Raw genomic sequence first — 17,290 nt, 5'->3', positions numbered from 1 at the left:
TAAACCCCAGATGATTGACTAACTTCTTAATAAACGGTGCTTTATTGTTGCTGGTCAGGGGGGAGTGGTAGACTGCTCGGCTCTTGTACAGGAGTACTCAGTTGACCCAGAGTGTGACACGCCAGGTTAAGCAGGCCATCATGGCCCAGCTCTATACGCACGCATCGTTCAGTCTCCCCTGTTTGGGCGTGTTGGCATTTGGCTGGAGTCTGCTGTTTCACGACTATCTGCCCGCCACCGAAGCGCTTGGCTGGCTGGCAGGGACTTTCCTGTGGCTGCTTGGCCGGGGCTGGCACCTGCGCTGGCGCCGATCCCGCCTGCACCAGACACCGCTGCCGGTGCTGGAGCGCGAACTTTTCATCGGCGTGACCATCACCTCCATCATCTGGGCGCTGGGTGTGCTGCTCTACATGGACAAGCTGCCCGATACCTACCGGGCCGCCATGATGATGCTCTCCAGCCTCATTCTCACCGGCAGTGCCATCATGCTGTTTGGCAGCCGCCGCACGCTCTATGGTTCCGCCCTGCCGCTGGGCATGGCGATGCTGTTCGAGCTGGGCAATGGCAACGAACAGGAGCGGATCGTATCCTGCATGCTGGCGGGCTATCTGTTTGTCTTTCTGCCAACCCTGCTGCGCCGGATGCGGCGGGATCAGATCGCCTCGCTCCACCACCGTTTCTCCAACGCCGAACTGGTGGCCGAGCTGAAGGCGGTCTCCGAGCATCTGCGCCTCACCTCCCGCCTCGACGGCCTGACCGGCATCGCCAACCGCGCCCACCTCGACGACTCTCTGGAACGGGCCTGGCGTCGCTGTCACCGCGCCCGCGCACCGTTGTCGCTGGTGCTGGTGGATGTGGATTACTTCAAGCAGTTCAACGATCTCTACGGCCATCAGCTGGGGGATGACTGTTTGCAACAGGTGGCTGGGTTGCTGGCCGAGGTGGAGCGGCGCGAGGACGATCTGGCGGCCCGTTACGGGGGCGAGGAGTTCGCCCTGCTGTTGCCCTGCACCGGCATGCAGGGAGCGTTGCAGGTGGCGGACAATGTGCGGCAGGCGCTCAAGGAGCTGGCCATCCCGCACCAGAAGTCACTGGTCTCCGGTCGGGTCACATGTAGTTTTGGTGTTGCGACACTGATACCGGATAACAGCATGAAAATCGCCGATTTGATCCAGAAAGCGGATGCGGCACTCTATCAGGCCAAGCATAATGGGCGGGATCGAATCGAAGTAGCCTTGATGGGTAAGGTTGCCTGAGTTTAACGTGACAGATTAAAGAGGTTGTCTATGCAATGTCATCGTATCGAAGAGCTGCTGGAGTTGTTGCAGCCTGCCTGGATCAAGGAACAGGATCTCAGCCTGGTGCAGTTTGTTGCCAAACTGGCCAACGAAGCGGGATTTGAAGGTTCTCTGTCCGAGTTGACCGACGACATGCTGATCTATCACCTCAAAATGCGGGAATCCGACAAGCAGGCGATGATCCCCGGTCTGGCCAAGGATCATGTGCCCGATTTCAAAGAGGCACTGCTCAAGGCCCGCGGAATCAAGTGAATCTTTAGCGGAAGCGCATCACCTTGGGGTGATGCGCTTTTTTGTTGCCGAAAATTGCGATCAAACGCCAATATTAGATACATCTAATCCACACAATTAGCATGCTGTTTAAGATATAATCCGCTCCATAACAAATAAGGGAGCGATGTCTTGCAATGGCCGACCACGATAAAATCGATATCAAGGACGTCACCGACAAGGACGTAACCGGGACCTTCAACCCCCATACGTTCAAAGCCAGTGACGACAGATTCAACCCGGGCAACCGCATCTATGTGCGGGCCCAGAAAGGGTATTGGCAGCGGGTGCGCAAGGGGATGGGCTGGTTCTTCGTCGCCCTCTTCGTGCTGCTGCCCTGGCTGCGTTACGAGGGGCGACAGGCGGTGCTGTTCGACCTCGGTCATCAGCAGTTCCATATCTTTGGCGCCACCATCTGGCCGCAGGATCTGACCCTGCTCGCCTGGCTCTTCATGATTGCCGCCTTCGCCCTCTTCTTTGTGACCACCTTCCTCGGCCGGGTCTGGTGCGGCTATCTCTGCCCGCAGACGGTCTGGACCTTCATGTTCATCTGGTTTGAAGAGAAGCTGGAAGGGCCCGCCAACAAGCGGCGCAAGCTGGACGAGGCACCCTGGAGCGGCGAGAAGCTGGCCCGCAAGGGAGCCAAGCATCTGGCCTGGCTGGCGATCTCGCTGGTGACCGGTCTGACCTTCGTCGCCTACTTCCAGGATGTGACTGAGCTGGTGCCGGACTTCTTCACCCTGCAGGCGGGAGGCTGGGTGCTGTTCTGGGTGAGCTTCTTTACCATCATCACCTACGGCAACGCAGGCTGGATGCGCGCCATTATGTGTATCCACATGTGCCCCTATGCCCGCTTCCAGTCCGCCATGTTCGACAAGGACACCTTCATCGTCGGTTATGACACCAAGCGCGGCGAAACCCGTGGTGCCCGTTCCCGCAAGGCGGACCCCAAGGCGCTGGGGCTGGGTGACTGTATCGACTGCGATCTCTGCGTGCAGGTCTGTCCGACCGGCATCGATATCCGCGATGGCCTGCAGTACGAGTGCATCAACTGCGGCGCCTGCGTCGATGCCTGCGACCAGACCATGGAGCGGATGGGGTATCCGAAAGGGCTCATCAGCTACACCACCGAGCACAAGCTGGCTAACGACTCCACCCATGTGGCGCGGCCCAAGCTGATTGGCTACGGGCTGGTGATGGCGGTGATGCTGGGGGTATTTGTCTACAACGCCATGTCCATCATGCCGATGGGGCTCGATATCCTGCGGGACCGCAACCAGCTGTTCCGTGAAAACAGCGAGGGGCTTATCGAGAACACCTATACCCTCAAGATCCTCAACAAGACCCTGCAGCCCCAGACCTACCAGCTGGATGTGGAGGGCTTGCCAGAGTATCAGTGGTTTGGTCCCCGTGAAGTGACCCTGAAGGCAGGCGAGATCTATACCTTGCCGGTCAGTCTGGCGGTCGACCCCTATAACCTGAAACGGCCGACGCTGGATATCCAGTTCGTGCTGAAGCGGGAGGGGGCGGCGCCCGATGACAGCAAGGGCAACCTGCGTCAGGGCAGCAAGTTTATCAGCCGGTTGTAACCGCTTGCGGCGGCGGGCCGGACGTGACACACGTCAGGTCACCAGCGAGCACGGCAATGCCGGGCAGTAGTGATAGAATGGGGCGCAACGGCGCCCCTTTCTTATGGTGGATGACATGCGTTTCAACTATTCCGACCTCAATCCCGACCTCATCATGGATGCGCTCGATCTCAGCGGCCTGCGGCTCGACTCCGGCCTGATCGAGCTCAACAGCTACGAAAACCGGGTCTATCAGTTTCAGGATGAGGAGCGTCGCCGCTATGTGGTGAAGTTCTATCGTCCCGGCCGCTGGAGCCGGGCCCAGATCCTCGAGGAGCACGAGTTTGCCACCCGTCTCGCCGAGGCGGAGATCCCGGTCGCTGCACCGCTCGCCTTCGCGGGCGAGACCCTGCTGGAGCACGAGGGTTACCCCTTTGCCATCTGGCAGAGCGTCGGTGGCCGCCAGTTCGAGGTGGATAATCTCGATCAGCTGGAGTGGGTGGGGCGTTTCCTCGGTCGCATTCATCAGATCGGCGCCAGCAAGCCGTTTCACCATCGGGTACGGCTCGATGTGGAGAGCATGCTGCACGAACCGCGTCAGCTGCTGGCGTCTGGCGAGTGGCTGCCAAGCGGGCTGGCGAAGCAATTCTTCGGGGTGCTCGACGAGCTGATCAAACATGTCAGCGACGCCATGACCCTGGATGTGGCGCAGATCTCCCTGCATGGCGACTGCCACCCGGGCAACATCCTGTGGCGCGACGGCCCCATGTTTGTCGACCTCGATGATTGCCGCACCGGCCCTGCGATTCAGGATCTCTGGATGATGCTGAGCGGCGAGCGCCACGAGCAGCAGATCCAGCTCGACACCCTGCTGGCGGGCTACGAGGAGTTTATGGAATTCGACTCGCGGGAGCTGGCGCTGATCGAGCCGCTGCGGGCGATGCGCATCGTCCACTACATGGCCTGGCTGGCGCGGCGCTGGGAAGATCCCGCCTTCCCCCGTCACTTCCCCTGGTTCAATACCGATCACTACTGGCGTCAGCAGATAGCGACCCTGCACGATCAGCTGGAAGCATTGAAGGCACCGCCGCTGACCCTGATGCCAGGGTGGTAACTTATCCGGTGGCCAGCAGATCGCCCCACCAGCGGCACGATCAGCTGGAAGCACTGAAGGCGCCGCCGCTGGGCCTGATGCCGGGGTGCTAACTTATCCGGTGGCCAGCAGATCGCCCTACTGCGGCACGATCAGCTGAAAGCGCTGAAGGCGCCACCGTTGAGCCTGATGCCAAACTGGTGAAATAGAAGGGATCTTGCGTGGCAAGCGGGGCTCGATCTCCGGCCCTGACCATTGACGTCAGCATGGCGAAACAATAGGCTTGGCACTGCTTCGGTTCGCCGGGCGTGCCTCACAGTGATCCCTTAACAGGAAACATCATGAAAAAAGTTCTATTTTTCCTTGCTGCCATGCTGATGATCCCCATGGTTCACGCCGCCCCCGAGTTCAAGGAAGGCGTCAACTACGATGTGGTCAAACAGACTGGCAGTGCCCAGCCGGAAGTGATGGAGTTCTTCTCCTACTACTGCCCGCACTGCGCCACCTTCGAACCGATCGTTGAGCAACTGCAAGCCGGTCTGCCGAAAGGCGTCACCCTGAAGAAGAACCCGGTTGCCTTCCTCGGCCGCGAAATGGGCCCCGAGATGCAGCGTGCCTATGCCGTTGCCAGCCTGCTCAACGCCGAAGCCAAGCTGACCCCGGCCATCTTCACCAAGATCCACACCCAGCGTCAGCCGCCGATGAGCCGTGACGAGGTGAAACAGATCTTCGTGGACAATGGCGTACCGGCTGAAGAGTTCGACGGTGCCGTCGACAGCTTCGCCGTCTCCGGCATGGTCTCCCAGTTCGATCGCAACACCGAGAGCTACAACATTCGCGGTGTGCCGGCCTTCCTGGTGAACGGCAAGTACATGGTGAAGATTGAATCCATCACCTCTCAAGAGCAGTTCAACCAGCTGGTGCAGTTCCTGCTGGCCAAGAAAGACTGATACCCTTGAGTCGATAAAAGCCCGCCGGTGCGAACCGGCGGGCTTTTTGTTTTCTGGCGATCTCGAAGATCAGACCCCGACGTGGAACGCCTGCTTGAGGTTGCGGATAAACTCCGCATCCCGACACAGGGTCTTGCCCGGGCTGTCGGAGATCTTGGCGACCGGGCCGCCATTGCACTCCATCAGCTTGAAGACGATGTTCATCGGGCTGACACCGGGCAGATCGCAGGTGAGCTTGGTGCCGATACCGAAGCTGGTGTTGATCCGGCCACGGAAGTGGCGGAACAGCTGTACCGCCTTGTCGAGGTTGAGCCCGTCGGAGAAGACCAGGGTCTTGTCGGTGGGGTCGATGCCGAGGCGCTGATAGTGGCTGATCGCCTTCTCGCCCCACACCACGGGATCGCCGGAGTCGTGGCGCAAGCCCTGATAGCTGCTGGCCAGCTCGAAGTCGAAGTCCCGCAGGAAGGCATCCATGGTGATGCAGTCGGTCAGGGCGATGCCGAGATGGTCGGTGAACTCGTCCAGCCAGCTGGTGAGGGCGGCGCGCTGGCTGTGCTCCAGCGGGAAGCCGAGCTGCTGGTGCGCCTGGAACCACTCGTGGGCCTGGGTGCCGACCGCGGGCAGCTTGTACTTCTGGGCCAGCATGTAGTTGCTGGTGCCGCGAAACGCTGGCAGCCGCTCCTTGAGACGACCCACTACCGCATCCTGCACCGCGTGGGAGAAGCGACGGCGGGTGCCGAAGTCGATGAGGTTGAACTCGCTCATCTCCTCCGGGCTCAGCTCCTGCTCCAGCTTGTCGATCTTCTGATCGAGCCGTTCCAGCGCATGGCTGACGCCGAACTGGGGGTAGCGGAAGCGGTTGCGCATCTCGCTGATGATGGCGAGCACCGGGATCTCCCACAGGATCACATCCTGCCAGGGGCCCTCGACCCGCACATTGATGCGGCCATCCTGCTCGAACACCTTGAGCAGAGAGGCATCGAGCGGCTTGCGGCGCAGGTGGTCAAGGTAGTCAGGGGTGAAGAAGGGGCGCTCGGCCAGAAAATCGAGCTCGGGCTTGGTCAGTCGCAGGGATCCGGCGAGGCGCAGCTGCTCCTCGATCTGCCCCATCATGGGCAGCAGATCCTCTTCATTGCGGCTGTGAAACTCGGCCACCACCTCGGCATCCGGATAGCGATGGAACACCGCCTGCTGCATATGTAGCTTGTAGGCATCGGTGTCGAGCAGGCTGGTGAGGATTGGGGGCATATCAGGCTCCTCGCAGACTGGTGAGCACGATGGTACTCCCCTGCCGCATATGTAACGTGCAGGCATCGGTGTCGAGCAGGCTGGTGAGTATGGGTGGCATATCAGGCTCCCTGCAGGCTGGCGAGCGCGATGGCACTCCCCTGTCGCATATGTAGATTGCAGGCGCCGCTATCGGACAGGCTGGTGAGGATTGGGGGCATATCAGGCGTCCAGCAGGCGTTGTACATCGATCAGGGTCTGGGCCAGTTCGGCGCCAGCCTCGATCATCTGGGTGTGGGCGCTGGCAACCGTCGCAGGGGCGATGCCGCGGCAGGCATCGAGATGGACGATCACCCGGAAACCGGCGCGGCGCAGTTGCAGCACGCTGGTTTTGACACAGTAGTCGGTGGCGAGGCCGCCGACCAGTACGGTGTCGACCTTGCGGGCTTGCAGGAATTCGATGAGTCCGGTGCTGCGCCGTTCGGCCAGATCGTGATAACAGGCGCCGTAAGGGTGCAGATCCGGCTCGACCCCCTTCCAGACGAAGAAGTCATAGTCGATGGGGGCGGGCAGGCCGTCGAGCAGCTCGAAGCCCTTGCTGCCCGGCACGCAGTGTACCGGCCAGGTGAGGTCGGCATTGGGCAGATCCAGCGGCAACAGCATGCCGGCGGGGTCAGAGACGGCCCAGTCGGCATTGGCGGGGTGAGCGTCCTTGCTGCCGATCCGCAGCGTGGCAAGGGTGGCCTGAGCGTTGAGCGCAGCCACAATATCATCACCGCCCGCGACGGGCAGTTCGTTCGGGCAGAGGGGGGTAAAGCCCTTCTGCGCATCAATATCCAGGCTGGCGACGGTTCCCATGATTGGCTCCTGCACATACTATTCGTGTGATATTATCTACCAAACATTAATGGAAGGCGAGCAGGGCGATCGGCATGCTGAGAATGAGTCTGGATATGGTGGTGCTGCGGTTGCATGACGAGCGGCTCGAGCTGCTGCTCGAAACCCGCGATCGCCCCCCCTTTGCCCACTGTTGGCAGCTACCCGGTTTGCGTATCGACGAGGCACTGGATCGGGATCTGGACGCTGCCCAGCGCCGCCTGCTGGCGGAGTGGGGGCTCGGCCACTGCTACAGCGAGCAGGTCTGCACCCTCGGCAATCTGGAACGGGATCCCCGCGGCTGGTCCACCACTCTGGTCTATCTCTGCCTGGTCGATCCGGAAGTGGAAGTGACCCACGGCTGCTGGCATCCGCTCTCCAATCTACCGGGGCTGAGCCTCGCCTTTGACCATGTCCAGCTTATCGCCAAGGGGCTGGAGCGGCTGCGCATCAAGAGTCGCTACAGCACCCTGCCGTTGCATCTGCTTGGGCCCGAGTTCACCCTCTCCGAGGTGCAGCGCGCCTTCGAAATCATCCTGCAAACCCCCATGAATACGGCGGCGTTTCGCAAGCGGATCCATCGCGCCGACATTCTGGTGGATACCGGCCGCAAGCGTACCGGTAAACAGCGCCCCGCCATCCTCTACCGGCTGGAGAGCCCCTGCTGCGTGATGTTCGATCAGGTGATGCACGGAGCGGAAGCGTGAGTACCAACCCCGTTCGTGTGCTGGTCAGCGCCTGCCTGTTGGGTCCATGTTCGTTGCGCTACGATGGCCCGGGTTTTAGCCTGTGGGGGAGCAAAGCATGAGTAAGACCAGCGTGCACAAGGTGCTGGTCAGCGCGTGCTTGCTGGGCCAGCCGGTGCGTTACGACGGCCAGAGTAAGGGGATTGTCAGCGATTGGCTGAGTGAGCTCGGAGCCGAAGGGCGGGCGCTGGCCTTCTGCCCCGAAGTGGCGGGCGGCTTGCCGACCCCGCGCCCTCCTGCAGAACGACAGGGCGAGCGGGTGGTGACGGCGAGCGGGCTCGATGTGACTGAAGAGTTTGATCGCGGCGCCGAGCTGGCGCTGGCGATCTGTCAGGCGCAGGGCATTCGCTTCGCGCTGTTGAAAGAGGGGAGCCCCTCATGTGGCAGTGGCCGTATCTATAACGGCCGCTTCGAGGGTGTCTCAGTGGCGGGCGAGGGCAAGACCTCCGCCCTGCTGCGCCGCCACGGGATTGCGGTCTTTTCCGAAGATCAGCTGGCCGAGCTGGCCTCTGCGCTCTCTTTGGATGCCTCTTTGCTGGATATCTCTTCGGCAGCAACCGGCAGCGGCGTCTGACCGCTCTGCCACCCCTCCAGCACCTCGTCTTTCTCCTGCCAGCGCTGGTTTAGCCACTCCTGAAAACCGCGCTTGAACTGCTTGTCATTGAAGTAGTCACCCACCAGCGCCTCATCCACCGGCAGCTCCTCGATCCGCACCTGAATGCGTTTTACCCGCCCCATCAGGAAGTCCTTGAACGGGGTCTCGGCGTTGTCCGGATAGCGGATGGTGACGTTGATCAGGCTGTCAAACTGCTCCCCCATGGCCGCCAGCGTAAAGGCCAGCCCCGCCGCCTTGGGCGGCATCAGATGGCGGTAGCGGGAGCGGGCTGCATCCCGTTTTTGCTCGGTGAAGCGGGTCCCTTCCACGAAGTTGATGACGGTGGTAGGGATGTGGCGAAACTTCTCGCAGGCATTGCGGGTGGTTTCGATATCCTTGCCGCGCAGGTGCGGATTTCTTAAAAGAAACTCTCTCGAATAGCGGCGCATAAAGGGCATATCGAGCCCCCAGCAGGCGAGCCCCAGCAGCGGGATGTAGATGAGCTCGTGTTTCATAAAGAACTTGGGCACCGGCAGTCGATCCCGGAACAGATGACCCAGCACCACGATATCGGTCCAGCTCATATGGTTGCTGATGATGAGATACCAACCATCCTTGCGCAGTCGGGTCTTATCTTCGATCTGCCAGTCGATGCGCATCGTGAGACGGATAACCAGTGCATTGCAGACCAGCCACAGACGCATGAAGCGGTTGTTGAGGCGGCTGCAGGCACGGCCAAAAGCCGGCACAGGCAGCAGCAGTTTGGCCAGCGACACCAGCAGGATCAGGCTGGCGCACAAGGCGGTGAACAGGATGGTCAGGCCCGCGCTGATGATCAGCACCAGCGGGCCGGGAAGCAGGGATAGCATGGATGTTTACTGCGCCTTGGTTGCCAGCAGTTGGCTCAGGGTCTGGTCCTTCTCGTGCCAGATCCCGTTCAACCACTGTTGAAACTCTTGTTGGAAGTCGGGGTCATTGAAGTAATCCCCCACCAGCTTGCGGTCGATCGGCAAATAGCGGACCTGAACCTTGATTTGCCCGACCCGGCCGCACATGAAATCCCAGTAACTGGGAATACCGTCTGGATAGGCGATGGTGACATCCACCAGTTGATGCAACTGGTCACCCATGGCGGCCAGAGTAAAGGCGATGCCCCCCGCTTTCGGGAGCAGCAGATGACGATAGGGCGAGCCCTGCTTCTGATGCTTGCTTCCGGTGAAGCGGGTGCCTTCGACGAAGTTCATCACACTCACCGGAATGTGGCGGAACCTTGCGCAGGCCTTACGGGTCGTTTCAATGTCTTTTCCCTTCAGATGGGGATGTTTTTCCAGAAATTTTCTGGAATATCGCCGCATGAAGGGGAAATCGAGCGCCCACCAGGCCAGACCGAGAAAAGGCACCCAAATCAGCTCTTTCTTGAGAAAAAACTTCAGGAAGGGGATTTTTTGGTTAAAAACCCGCTGCAATACCAGTATGTCGACCCAGGATTGATGGTTGGCAATCACCATATACCACTCATTCCGGCGCCCTTTGTCCACTCCGACCACCTCGAAAGGGGTTTTGATGATGGTTTTCTGGATCAGATTGTTGAAACCGATCCAGCAGCTGGCACAGCCATCCAGCAGGGCATTGCAGAGGGTTCGCCACCCTTTGAGCGGTAACGGCAGCTTGAGCAGACCCAGCAAGAAGATGGGGATAAACCAGAAGAGGGTGTTGAAAAAATAGAGCAGGGTGGAGAGGCTGCCGCGCAGTCGCTCTGTCAGCTTGTTGGGCATGAGTTCGGGTCCGTCTTGCTGTCGATAAAGGGCCATCAAGTGGTCAGATCTGTGGCCATAATATCAGCCGCTGGCCCGTGAGACCATTAAGAGCCGTCACAGGGCCGGACTCACCCTTTCCCCTCTATCAGCTGCTGCGCAGCCGCGACAGCAGCCGATCCATGGCGCGATAACCGAGCGCCTCGATGAGATGCTCCTTGCCGATGGTCGGTTGCCCCGCCAGATCGGCGATGGTGCGCGACACCCGCAAAATGCGGTGCCAGGCCCGGATGCTGAGCCCCAGCTTCTGGATGGCATTCTCCAAAAATTCGGCATCTTGCGCTGATAATCGGCAAATATCCTCTATTTCGCGGCTATCCAGTAGGTTGTTAAGTTTGCCGTTACGGCTGAGCATCCGCTCCCGCGCCGCCAGCACCCGATCGCGGATCTGCTGGCTCGACTCCCCTCGTTCCGCCTTGCCGGTCAGGCTCCCCTTGGGCAGCAGCGGCACCTCCACCGTCAGGTCGAAGCGGTCGAGAAAGGGACCGGAAAGTTTGCCGAGGTAGCGCAGGATCTGATCCGGGCTGGAACGGGTCTGGCCGTCGCCATAATGGCCGCAAGGGCTGGGGTTCATGGCGCCGATCAGCTGGAAGCGGGCGGGAAAATCCACCTGACGGGCGGCCCGGCTAATGGTGATGTGGCCCGTCTCCAGCGGCTCACGCAGGGAGTCGAGCACCTTGCGCTCAAATTCGGGCAGCTCATCGAGAAACAATACGCCGTTATGGGCCAACGATATTTCGCCGGGCCGCGGGTGGCTGCCACCTCCCACCAGCGCTACCGCCGAGGCACTGTGGTGCGGCGTGCGATAGGGCCTGTGGTGCCAGTGACCGGCGCGAGGGGTGAGGCCACCGATGGAGTGGATGGCGGCGGTCTGCTGCGCCTCCTGCTCGCTGAGCGGCGGCAGAATGCCGGGCAGGCGGCTGGCCAGCATGCTCTTGCCGGTGCCAGGCGGGCCGATGAACAGCAGGTTGTGGCTGCCGGCGGCGGCGATCTCCAATGCCCGCTTGGCCTGGGACTGGCCGATCACATCCTGCAGATCCGGCACATCGGGCAGGGTATCAGTGGTTTGGGGCTCCGGCAGTGGCAGCTCGTATTGACCCGCCAGCCAGGCGGTGACGGCCAGCAACTGGTGGGCGGTGCGCACCTCGGCATCCTGAATGAGGGAGGCCTCGGGGCCGTTCTCTCGCGGCACCAGCAGGGTGCGTCCTGCATCGCGGCAGGCCAGTACGGCGGGCAGCACGCCGAGCACGGGACGGATCTCGCCAGTCAGAGCCAACTCCCCTAAAAATTCGTGATTGAGCAGGTATTTTGCCGGTATCTGCTTGGAAGCGGCGAGAATGCCGATGGCGATCGCCAGATCGAAACGGCCGCCCTCCTTGGGCAGATCGGCGGGGGCCAGATTGACGGTGATGTGTTTGCTCGGGAACTCGAAATTGCCGTTGAGCAGGGCGCTGCGCACCCGATCCCGCGACTCTTTCACCGAGGTTTCCGGCAGGCCGACCATGTTGAAGGCGGGCAGGCCGTTGGAGAGGTGGACTTCCACCGTAACTTGCGGAGCCGCGATCCCGAGGCTGGCACGGCTATAAACCACAGCTAATGACATAAATCCCGTCCTTGAGTTGATATATGTTCTGACTAACTGCTTGTTGTTGGTTTTTTATTCCAGAGTTCCGGCTGGGGAATAGCCAAAATCAGTGGGTTGTCACAGAAAAAAGGCTTGCCCAATAAAAATCACCGTGCTAGTTCTAATAGCCATTCGCGGTGCAAATCGCCCCAATTTCACAGGATTTCCGGTTGTAACTATGAACATGGCCTCCCGTTTCGTCAGCATTATTGTGGTCCTAGTGGTGATTATTATCTCACCGCTCGGGGCTCGTTTAGCTGCACGGAACAAGGGATAGACCCACCACCGGACAGAACGAAACAAGCGACCCCCGAGCCTCACAGCTCGGGGGTTTTTTTTCGACCAAAGGACAGGATTTTCCACATGAACGGCGCGCAGTTTTTGGTACAGACTCTCAAGAAACAGGGTGTGACCCAGGTGTTTGGTTACCCGGGCGGGGCCATCATGCCGGTCTACGATGCCCTGTATGACGGTGGTCTGGCCCATCAGCTCTGCCGCCACGAGCAGGGCGCCGCCATGGCGGCGGTCGGTTATGCCCGTGCCTCCGGTCAGGTGGGGGTCTGTATCGCCACCTCCGGCCCCGGCGCCACCAATCTGGTGACCGGTCTGGCGGAGGCGCTGCTCGACTCGGTGCCGCTGGTGGCCATCAGCGGTCAGGTGCCCTGTTCCTCCATCGGCACCGATGCGTTTCAGGAGGTCGACGTGCTCGGCATGTCCCTCTCCTGCACCAAGCACTCTTTCATGGTGACCGATGCCGCTGATCTGGGACGCGTGCTGGCAGAGGCCTTCGCCATCGCCACCGAAGGACGCCCGGGCCCGGTGCTGATCGATTTTCCTAAGGATGTGCAGTTGGCCGCCGTGCCTACCCAGAGCCCGCTGTTTGCGGTGGAAGAGCCGGAAGCGCTCAACCCCTCGGAGCTGGCCGCAGCCCGTACCCTGTTGGCATCTGCCGAGCGTCCGGTGCTCTACGTCGGCGGCGGGGTGGGCATGGCCAACGCCGAGCAGCAGCTGCGCGACCTTGCCGCCGTTACCGGCATGCCTGCGGTCACCACCCTCAAGGGGATTGGTGCGCTCGACCCCGACAGCCCCGTTTATCTCGGCATGCTCGGCATGCACGGCACCAAGGCGGCCAACTATGCGGTGCAGCAGTGCGATCTGCTGCTGGTGGTGGGTGCCCGTTTCGATGATCGGGTGACCGGCAAGCTGGAGGAGTTCGCCCCCGAAGCCAAGGTGATCCATCTCGATGTAGATGCCGCCGAGTTCGGCAAGCGCCGCGCCGCCGATGTGGGTATCACCACGGATCTCAAACAGGTGCTGCCGCGCCTCGCCATGTCCCTTGCGATCGACCCCTGGCGTGAACACTGTGCCGCCATGGCCTGCGAGTATGCGTTTCGCTACGACCACCCGGGTCAGGCCATCTACGCTCCAGCCCTGCTCAAGCAGCTCTCTGCCAAGTTGCCGGAGAGCAGCGTGGTGGCCTGCGACGTGGGTCAGCACCAGATGTGGGTGGCCCAGCACATGCGCTTCACCAGTCCGCGCAACCACCTCTCCAGCGCCGGTCTCGGCACCATGGGCTTCGGTCTGCCGGCCGCCATCGGGGCCAAGATGTCGCGCCCGGAGGATGAAGTGGTGCTGGTAAGCGGTGACGGCTCTTTCATGATGAACGTGCAGGAGCTTGGCACCATCCGCCGGGCCCAGCTCAAGGTGAAGATGGTGCTGCTGGACAACCAGCGCCTCGGCATGGTGCGCCAGTGGCAGGAGCTGTTTTTCGACGGCCGCTACAGCGAGACCATCCTCTCCGATAACCCCGATTTCGTCGCCCTGGCTGCCGCTTTCGGCATTCCTGGCGAGACCATCACATGCAAGGAGCAGATAGCCGGAGCCCTCGATCGCCTGCTGGCAAGCGAGAGTGCCTACCTGCTGCATGTGGCCATTTCAGAGGAAGAAAACGTCTGGCCCCTGGTTCCGCCGGGAGTCGCCAACCACCAGATGATGGAGCAACGCCCATGAACCCGCACACCCTTGCCCAGCCAGCATTTGCACAACACACCCTGCATATCCACGCCCAGCCCAGACCCGAAGTGATGGAGCGGGTGTTGCGGGTGGTGCGTCACCGCGGCTTCGCTCTCTGCGCCCTTAATATGGAGCAGGATTGCCAACAGCTGCGGATCACGGTTACTGTCGAGTCGGTGCGTCCCATCCAGCAGTTGTGGAGCCAGCTGGTAAAGCTGGTGGACGTTTCCCGGGTCGATGCACTGGAACAGCAACCCCGGATCAGAGCTTAAGGAGCAAAGCCAATGTCACAGCCTTCCCAATCCGCCTCTCAACCCAAGTACATCTGGTTTAACGACACACTGGTACCCTGGCAGGATGCCCAGGTGCACGTCATGAGTCACGCCCTGCACTACGGCTCCTCGGTGTTCGAGGGTGTGCGCGCCTACGATACTCCCAAGGGCACCTGCATCTTCCGTCTGCAGGAGCACACCCGCCGCCTGTTCGACTCCGCCAAGATCTACTGGATGGACGTCCCCTACAGCGAGGCCGAAGTGAACGAAGCCTGCCGCACCGTGGTGCGCGAGAACGGCCTGAAGAGCGGCTATTTGCGCCCGCTGGCCTTTGTCGGCAACGTGGGGCTGGGGCTGCATCCGCCGCTGGATGCCAAGGCCGATCTCATTGTCGCAGCCCTGCCATGGGGCGCCTATCTGGGGGAAGAGGGTCTGAAAAACGGGGTGGATGTCTGCGTCACCTCCTGGAACCGGCTCGCACCCAACAGCATTCCCACCGGTGCCAAGGCGGGTGGTAACTACCTCTCTTCCCAGCTGATTAGCCGCGAGGCCAAGCGCAACGGCTTTGCCGAGGGGCTGGCGCTGGACGTGAACGGCTACCTGAGCGAAGGGGCGGGGGAGAACCTGTTTCTGGTGAAGAATGGCGTGCTGTTCACCCCGCCCGCTACTGCCGCCATCCTGCCCGGCATCACCCGTGACACCATCATGACGCTGGCCCGCGACCTCGGTTACGAGGTGCGCGAGCAGGCGCTGCCCCGCGAGGCGCTCTATGTCGCAGACGAAATTTTCATGACCGGCACGGCCGCCGAGGTGACCCCGGTGCGCTCCGTTGACCGGATGAAGGTGGGCGCGGGCAGCCGTGGTCCGGTGACCGAACAGCTGCAGAACGCCTTCTTTGGCCTGTTCAACGGCCAGACCGAGGACAAGTGGGGCTGGTTGACGCCAGTTAACGACTGATTGCAGAGGGGAGGCGCCATGCCTCCCCGAGTCGCTTCCGGTGAGCCCTTCCCAGAGGAGTACTCACCAGGGTCGATTCCCGATCCACTTTTATCATCACCGCATAACGCATCGAGCCCATATGGGCATTCAGGGAGTAGAGACAATGCCGAAGTTGAGATCCGCCACCACCACCCACGGACGTAACATGGCCGGGGCCCGCGCCCTGTGGCGTGCCACCGGAATGACCGATCAGGATTTCGGCAAACCCATCATCGCCGTGGTCAACTCCTTTACCCAGTTTGTGCCGGGCCACGTCCACCTCAAGGATCTGGGCCAGCTGGTGGCGCGCGAGATCGAAGCCGCCGGCGGGGTCGCCAAGGAGTTCAACACCATCGCCGTGGATGACGGCATCGCCATGGGCCACGGTGGCATGCTCTACTCCCTGCCGTCCCGCGAACTGATTGCCGACTCGGTGGAGTATATGGTCAACGCCCACTGCGCCGATGCCATGGTCTGTATCTCCAACTGCGACAAGATCACCCCGGGGATGCTGATGGCCGCCCTGCGCATCAACATCCCGGTCATTTTCGTCTCCGGCGGCCCGATGGAAGCGGGCAAGACCAAGCTCTCCGACCAGATCATCAAGCTGGATCTGGTGGATGCCATGATCCAGGGTGCCGACCCCAAAGTCTCCGATGCCCAGAGCGAACAGGTGGAGCGCAGTGCCTGCCCCACTTGCGGCTCCTGCTCCGGCATGTTTACCGCCAACTCCATGAACTGTCTGACCGAAGCGCTCGGCCTCTCCCAGCCGGGCAACGGTTCCATGCTGGCGACCCACAGCGATCGTGAGCAATTGTTCAAGCTGGCGGGCCAGCGCATCGTGACGCTGGCCAAGCGCTGGTATGAGCAGGATGACGAGACAGCCCTGCCACGCAATATCGCTACCAAGGCAGCGTTCGAGAACGCCATGGCGCTCGATATCGCCATGGGTGGCTCCACCAATACCGTGCTGCACCTGTTGGCGGCGGCGCAGGAGGCCGGTGTCGACTTCACCATGGCCGATATCGACCGCATGTCGCGCAAAGTGCCGCAGCTCTGCAAGGTGGCGCCCTCCACCCAGAAATACCATATGGAAGATGTGCACCGCGCCGGTGGCGTGGTCGCCATTCTGGGCCAGCTGGAAAAAGCGGGTCTGGTGCACGGGGATACCCGTACTGTGCTGGGTTGCTCCCTCGTCGAACAGCTCAATGAATATGACGTCAGCCGTCAGCCCAGTCAGGAGGTGGTGGACTTCTACCGCGCCGGCCCGGCCGGCATCCGCACCACCAAGGCGTTCAGTCAGGATTGCCGCTGGCCGGAGCTGGATCTGGACAGAGCCGAAGGGTGCATCCGCTCGCTGGACAACGCCTACAGCCAGGAGGGTGGCCTCGCCGTGCTCTCAGGCAACCTCGCGGTCAACGGCGCCATCGTCAAGACTGCCGGGGTGGATGAGGAGAACCTCACCTTCCGTGGCCCGGCCCGGGTGTTCGAGAGTCAGGAGAGCGCGGTGAGCGGCATCCTCGATGGCACCGTGAAAGCGGGCGAGGTGGTAGTGATCCGCTACGAAGGGCCGAAAGGGGGCCCCGGCATGCAGGAGATGCTCTACCCCACCACCTATCTGAAATCCATGGGACTCGGCAAGGCGTGCGCCCTGATCACCGATGGCCGCTTCTCCGGCGGCACCTCGGGCCTCTCCATCGGCCATGTCTCGCCGGAGGCGGCTTCCGGCGGCACCATCGGTCTGGTGGAGGATTGCGACATCATCAGCATCAACATTCCGGCTCGCAGCATGGTGCTGGAGGTGGCCGACAGCGTGCTGGCTGCCCGCCGCGTTGCCGTGGAAGCTCGTGGCTGGAAGCCGCTCGATCGTCAGCGTCAGGTCTCCTTTGCCCTGCGCGCCTACGCCATGTTCGCCACCAGCGCCGACAAAGGCGCGGTGCGTGATCGCTCGATGCTGGGGGAGTAA

Annotated in this window: 16 protein-coding genes; 11 read left to right on the top strand and 5 right to left on the bottom strand. The window is 61.4% G+C overall.

Annotated features, from left to right (window positions below):
• The first annotated feature begins 101 nt into the window (after positions 1-101).
• From PG888_RS08305 to PG888_RS08285, 5 genes are all read left to right on the top strand, one after another.
• A complete protein-coding gene (locus PG888_RS08305) occupies positions 102-1,256 on the top strand; it encodes a GGDEF domain-containing protein (RefSeq protein WP_270693232.1) in 1,155 nt (384 codons plus the stop codon).
• Positions 1,257-1,286: 30 nt separating this feature from the next.
• Positions 1,287-1,550 carry a YihD family protein gene (locus tag PG888_RS08300; RefSeq protein ID WP_042062469.1) on the top strand — a complete coding sequence of 88 codons (264 nt, stop codon included), beginning with the start codon at positions 1,287-1,289 and terminating at the stop codon, positions 1,548-1,550.
• A gap of 155 nt (positions 1,551-1,705) precedes the next feature.
• Entirely contained in the window at positions 1,706-3,157 is a 1,452-nt protein-coding gene (gene ccoG, locus PG888_RS08295) for a cytochrome c oxidase accessory protein CcoG (protein WP_042655882.1), read from the top strand.
• 103 nt (positions 3,158-3,260) lie between these two features.
• Positions 3,261-4,250: a serine/threonine protein kinase gene (locus PG888_RS08290; RefSeq protein ID WP_270693231.1), complete on the top strand. Its 990-nt coding sequence runs from the start codon at positions 3,261-3,263 to the stop codon at positions 4,248-4,250.
• Positions 4,251-4,570: 320 nt separating this feature from the next.
• Positions 4,571-5,179 (top strand): thiol:disulfide interchange protein DsbA/DsbL, encoded by a 609-nt coding sequence (locus PG888_RS08285; RefSeq protein WP_042655883.1) that lies wholly within the window; start codon positions 4,571-4,573, stop codon positions 5,177-5,179.
• Between the two features lie 69 nt (positions 5,180-5,248).
• On the opposite strand, the gene pncB is transcribed toward PG888_RS08285, so the two are convergent.
• Both pncB and PG888_RS08275 read right to left on the bottom strand, forming a co-directional pair.
• Entirely contained in the window at positions 5,249-6,427 is a 1,179-nt protein-coding gene (gene pncB, locus PG888_RS08280) for a nicotinate phosphoribosyltransferase (RefSeq protein WP_111807238.1), read from the bottom strand.
• A 201-nt stretch (positions 6,428-6,628) separates the two neighbouring features.
• Positions 6,629-7,264 carry a nicotinamidase gene (locus tag PG888_RS08275; RefSeq protein ID WP_270693230.1) on the bottom strand — a complete coding sequence of 212 codons (636 nt, stop codon included), beginning with the start codon at positions 7,262-7,264 and terminating at the stop codon, positions 6,629-6,631.
• Positions 7,265-7,338: 74 nt separating this feature from the next.
• Here PG888_RS08275 and PG888_RS08270 point away from each other — a divergent pair, with 74 nt between their 5' ends.
• Positions 7,339-7,989, top strand: a complete 651-nt coding sequence (locus PG888_RS08270; protein ID WP_042655886.1) for an NUDIX hydrolase — start codon at positions 7,339-7,341, stop codon at positions 7,987-7,989.
• A 97-nt stretch (positions 7,990-8,086) separates the two neighbouring features.
• Positions 8,087-8,602 (top strand): DUF523 domain-containing protein, encoded by a 516-nt coding sequence (locus PG888_RS08265; RefSeq protein WP_213392471.1) that lies wholly within the window; start codon positions 8,087-8,089, stop codon positions 8,600-8,602.
• Here PG888_RS08265 and PG888_RS08260 read toward each other — a convergent pair.
• From PG888_RS08260 to PG888_RS08250, 3 genes are all read right to left on the bottom strand, one after another.
• Positions 8,518-9,492, bottom strand: a complete 975-nt coding sequence (locus tag PG888_RS08260) for an acyltransferase (RefSeq protein WP_270693229.1) — start codon at positions 9,490-9,492, stop codon at positions 8,518-8,520. The genes PG888_RS08265 and PG888_RS08260 overlap by 85 nt on opposite strands.
• A gap of 6 nt (positions 9,493-9,498) precedes the next feature.
• Entirely contained in the window at positions 9,499-10,398 is a 900-nt protein-coding gene (locus tag PG888_RS08255; RefSeq protein WP_139409837.1) for an acyltransferase, read from the bottom strand.
• A 127-nt stretch (positions 10,399-10,525) separates the two neighbouring features.
• Complete coding sequence (locus tag PG888_RS08250) at positions 10,526-12,040, bottom strand: YifB family Mg chelatase-like AAA ATPase (protein ID WP_270693228.1); 1,515 nt, start codon at positions 12,038-12,040, stop codon at positions 10,526-10,528.
• Between the two features lie 384 nt (positions 12,041-12,424).
• Here PG888_RS08250 and ilvG point away from each other — a divergent pair, with 384 nt between their 5' ends.
• The 4 genes from ilvG to ilvD all read left to right on the top strand — a co-directional run bounded on the left by ilvG (position 12,425) and on the right by ilvD (position 17,290).
• The gene (gene ilvG / locus PG888_RS08245; protein ID WP_270693227.1) at positions 12,425-14,071 is read left to right on the top strand and encodes an acetolactate synthase 2 catalytic subunit; all 1,647 of its coding nucleotides are present in this window, start codon (positions 12,425-12,427) and stop codon (positions 14,069-14,071) included.
• Positions 14,068-14,346 carry an acetolactate synthase 2 small subunit gene (gene ilvM, locus PG888_RS08240; RefSeq protein ID WP_005339613.1) on the top strand — a complete coding sequence of 93 codons (279 nt, stop codon included), beginning with the start codon at positions 14,068-14,070 and terminating at the stop codon, positions 14,344-14,346. The genes ilvG and ilvM overlap by 4 nt, the downstream gene beginning before the upstream one ends.
• 12 nt (positions 14,347-14,358) lie before the next feature.
• Positions 14,359-15,303, top strand: coding sequence for a branched-chain amino acid transaminase (locus tag PG888_RS08235; protein ID WP_270693225.1), 945 nt, complete (start codon positions 14,359-14,361; stop codon positions 15,301-15,303).
• Positions 15,304-15,448: 145 nt separating this feature from the next.
• The gene (gene ilvD / locus PG888_RS08230; protein WP_270693223.1) at positions 15,449-17,290 is read left to right on the top strand and encodes a dihydroxy-acid dehydratase; all 1,842 of its coding nucleotides are present in this window, start codon (positions 15,449-15,451) and stop codon (positions 17,288-17,290) included.

Origin of the sequence: Aeromonas sp. QDB23, from assembly GCF_027707745.1 — a bacterium.
Lineage (GTDB): Bacteria > Pseudomonadota > Gammaproteobacteria > Enterobacterales > Aeromonadaceae > Aeromonas > Aeromonas allosaccharophila.
This window is presented reverse-complemented; position numbering and strand designations above follow the sequence as displayed.

What these genes read in the sequence shown, in the direction of transcription:
- PG888_RS08300 (WP_042062469.1), top strand. Translation starts at nt 1,287, where the DNA reads ATGCAATGTCATCGTATCGAAGAGCTGCTGGAGTTGTTGCAGCCTGCC.
- ccoG (WP_042655882.1), top strand. Translation starts at nt 1,706, where the DNA reads ATGGCCGACCACGATAAAATCGATATCAAGGACGTCACCGACAAGGAC.
- PG888_RS08290 (WP_270693231.1), top strand. Translation starts at nt 3,261, where the DNA reads ATGGTGGATGACATGCGTTTCAACTATTCCGACCTCAATCCCGACCTC.
- PG888_RS08285 (WP_042655883.1), top strand. Translation starts at nt 4,571, where the DNA reads ATGAAAAAAGTTCTATTTTTCCTTGCTGCCATGCTGATGATCCCCATG.
- pncB (WP_111807238.1), bottom strand. Translation starts at nt 6,427, where the DNA reads ATGCCCCCAATCCTCACCAGCCTGCTCGACACCGATGCCTACAAGCTA.
- PG888_RS08275 (WP_270693230.1), bottom strand. Translation starts at nt 7,264, where the DNA reads ATGGGAACCGTCGCCAGCCTGGATATTGATGCGCAGAAGGGCTTTACC.
- PG888_RS08270 (WP_042655886.1), top strand. Translation starts at nt 7,339, where the DNA reads ATGCTGAGAATGAGTCTGGATATGGTGGTGCTGCGGTTGCATGACGAG.
- PG888_RS08265 (WP_213392471.1), top strand. Translation starts at nt 8,087, where the DNA reads ATGAGTAAGACCAGCGTGCACAAGGTGCTGGTCAGCGCGTGCTTGCTG.
- PG888_RS08260 (WP_270693229.1), bottom strand. Translation starts at nt 9,492, where the DNA reads ATGCTATCCCTGCTTCCCGGCCCGCTGGTGCTGATCATCAGCGCGGGC.
- PG888_RS08255 (WP_139409837.1), bottom strand. Translation starts at nt 10,398, where the DNA reads ATGCCCAACAAGCTGACAGAGCGACTGCGCGGCAGCCTCTCCACCCTG.
- PG888_RS08250 (WP_270693228.1), bottom strand. Translation starts at nt 12,040, where the DNA reads ATGTCATTAGCTGTGGTTTATAGCCGTGCCAGCCTCGGGATCGCGGCT.
- ilvG (WP_270693227.1), top strand. Translation starts at nt 12,425, where the DNA reads ATGAACGGCGCGCAGTTTTTGGTACAGACTCTCAAGAAACAGGGTGTG.
- ilvM (WP_005339613.1), top strand. Translation starts at nt 14,068, where the DNA reads ATGAACCCGCACACCCTTGCCCAGCCAGCATTTGCACAACACACCCTG.
- PG888_RS08235 (WP_270693225.1), top strand. Translation starts at nt 14,359, where the DNA reads ATGTCACAGCCTTCCCAATCCGCCTCTCAACCCAAGTACATCTGGTTT.
- ilvD (WP_270693223.1), top strand. Translation starts at nt 15,449, where the DNA reads ATGCCGAAGTTGAGATCCGCCACCACCACCCACGGACGTAACATGGCC.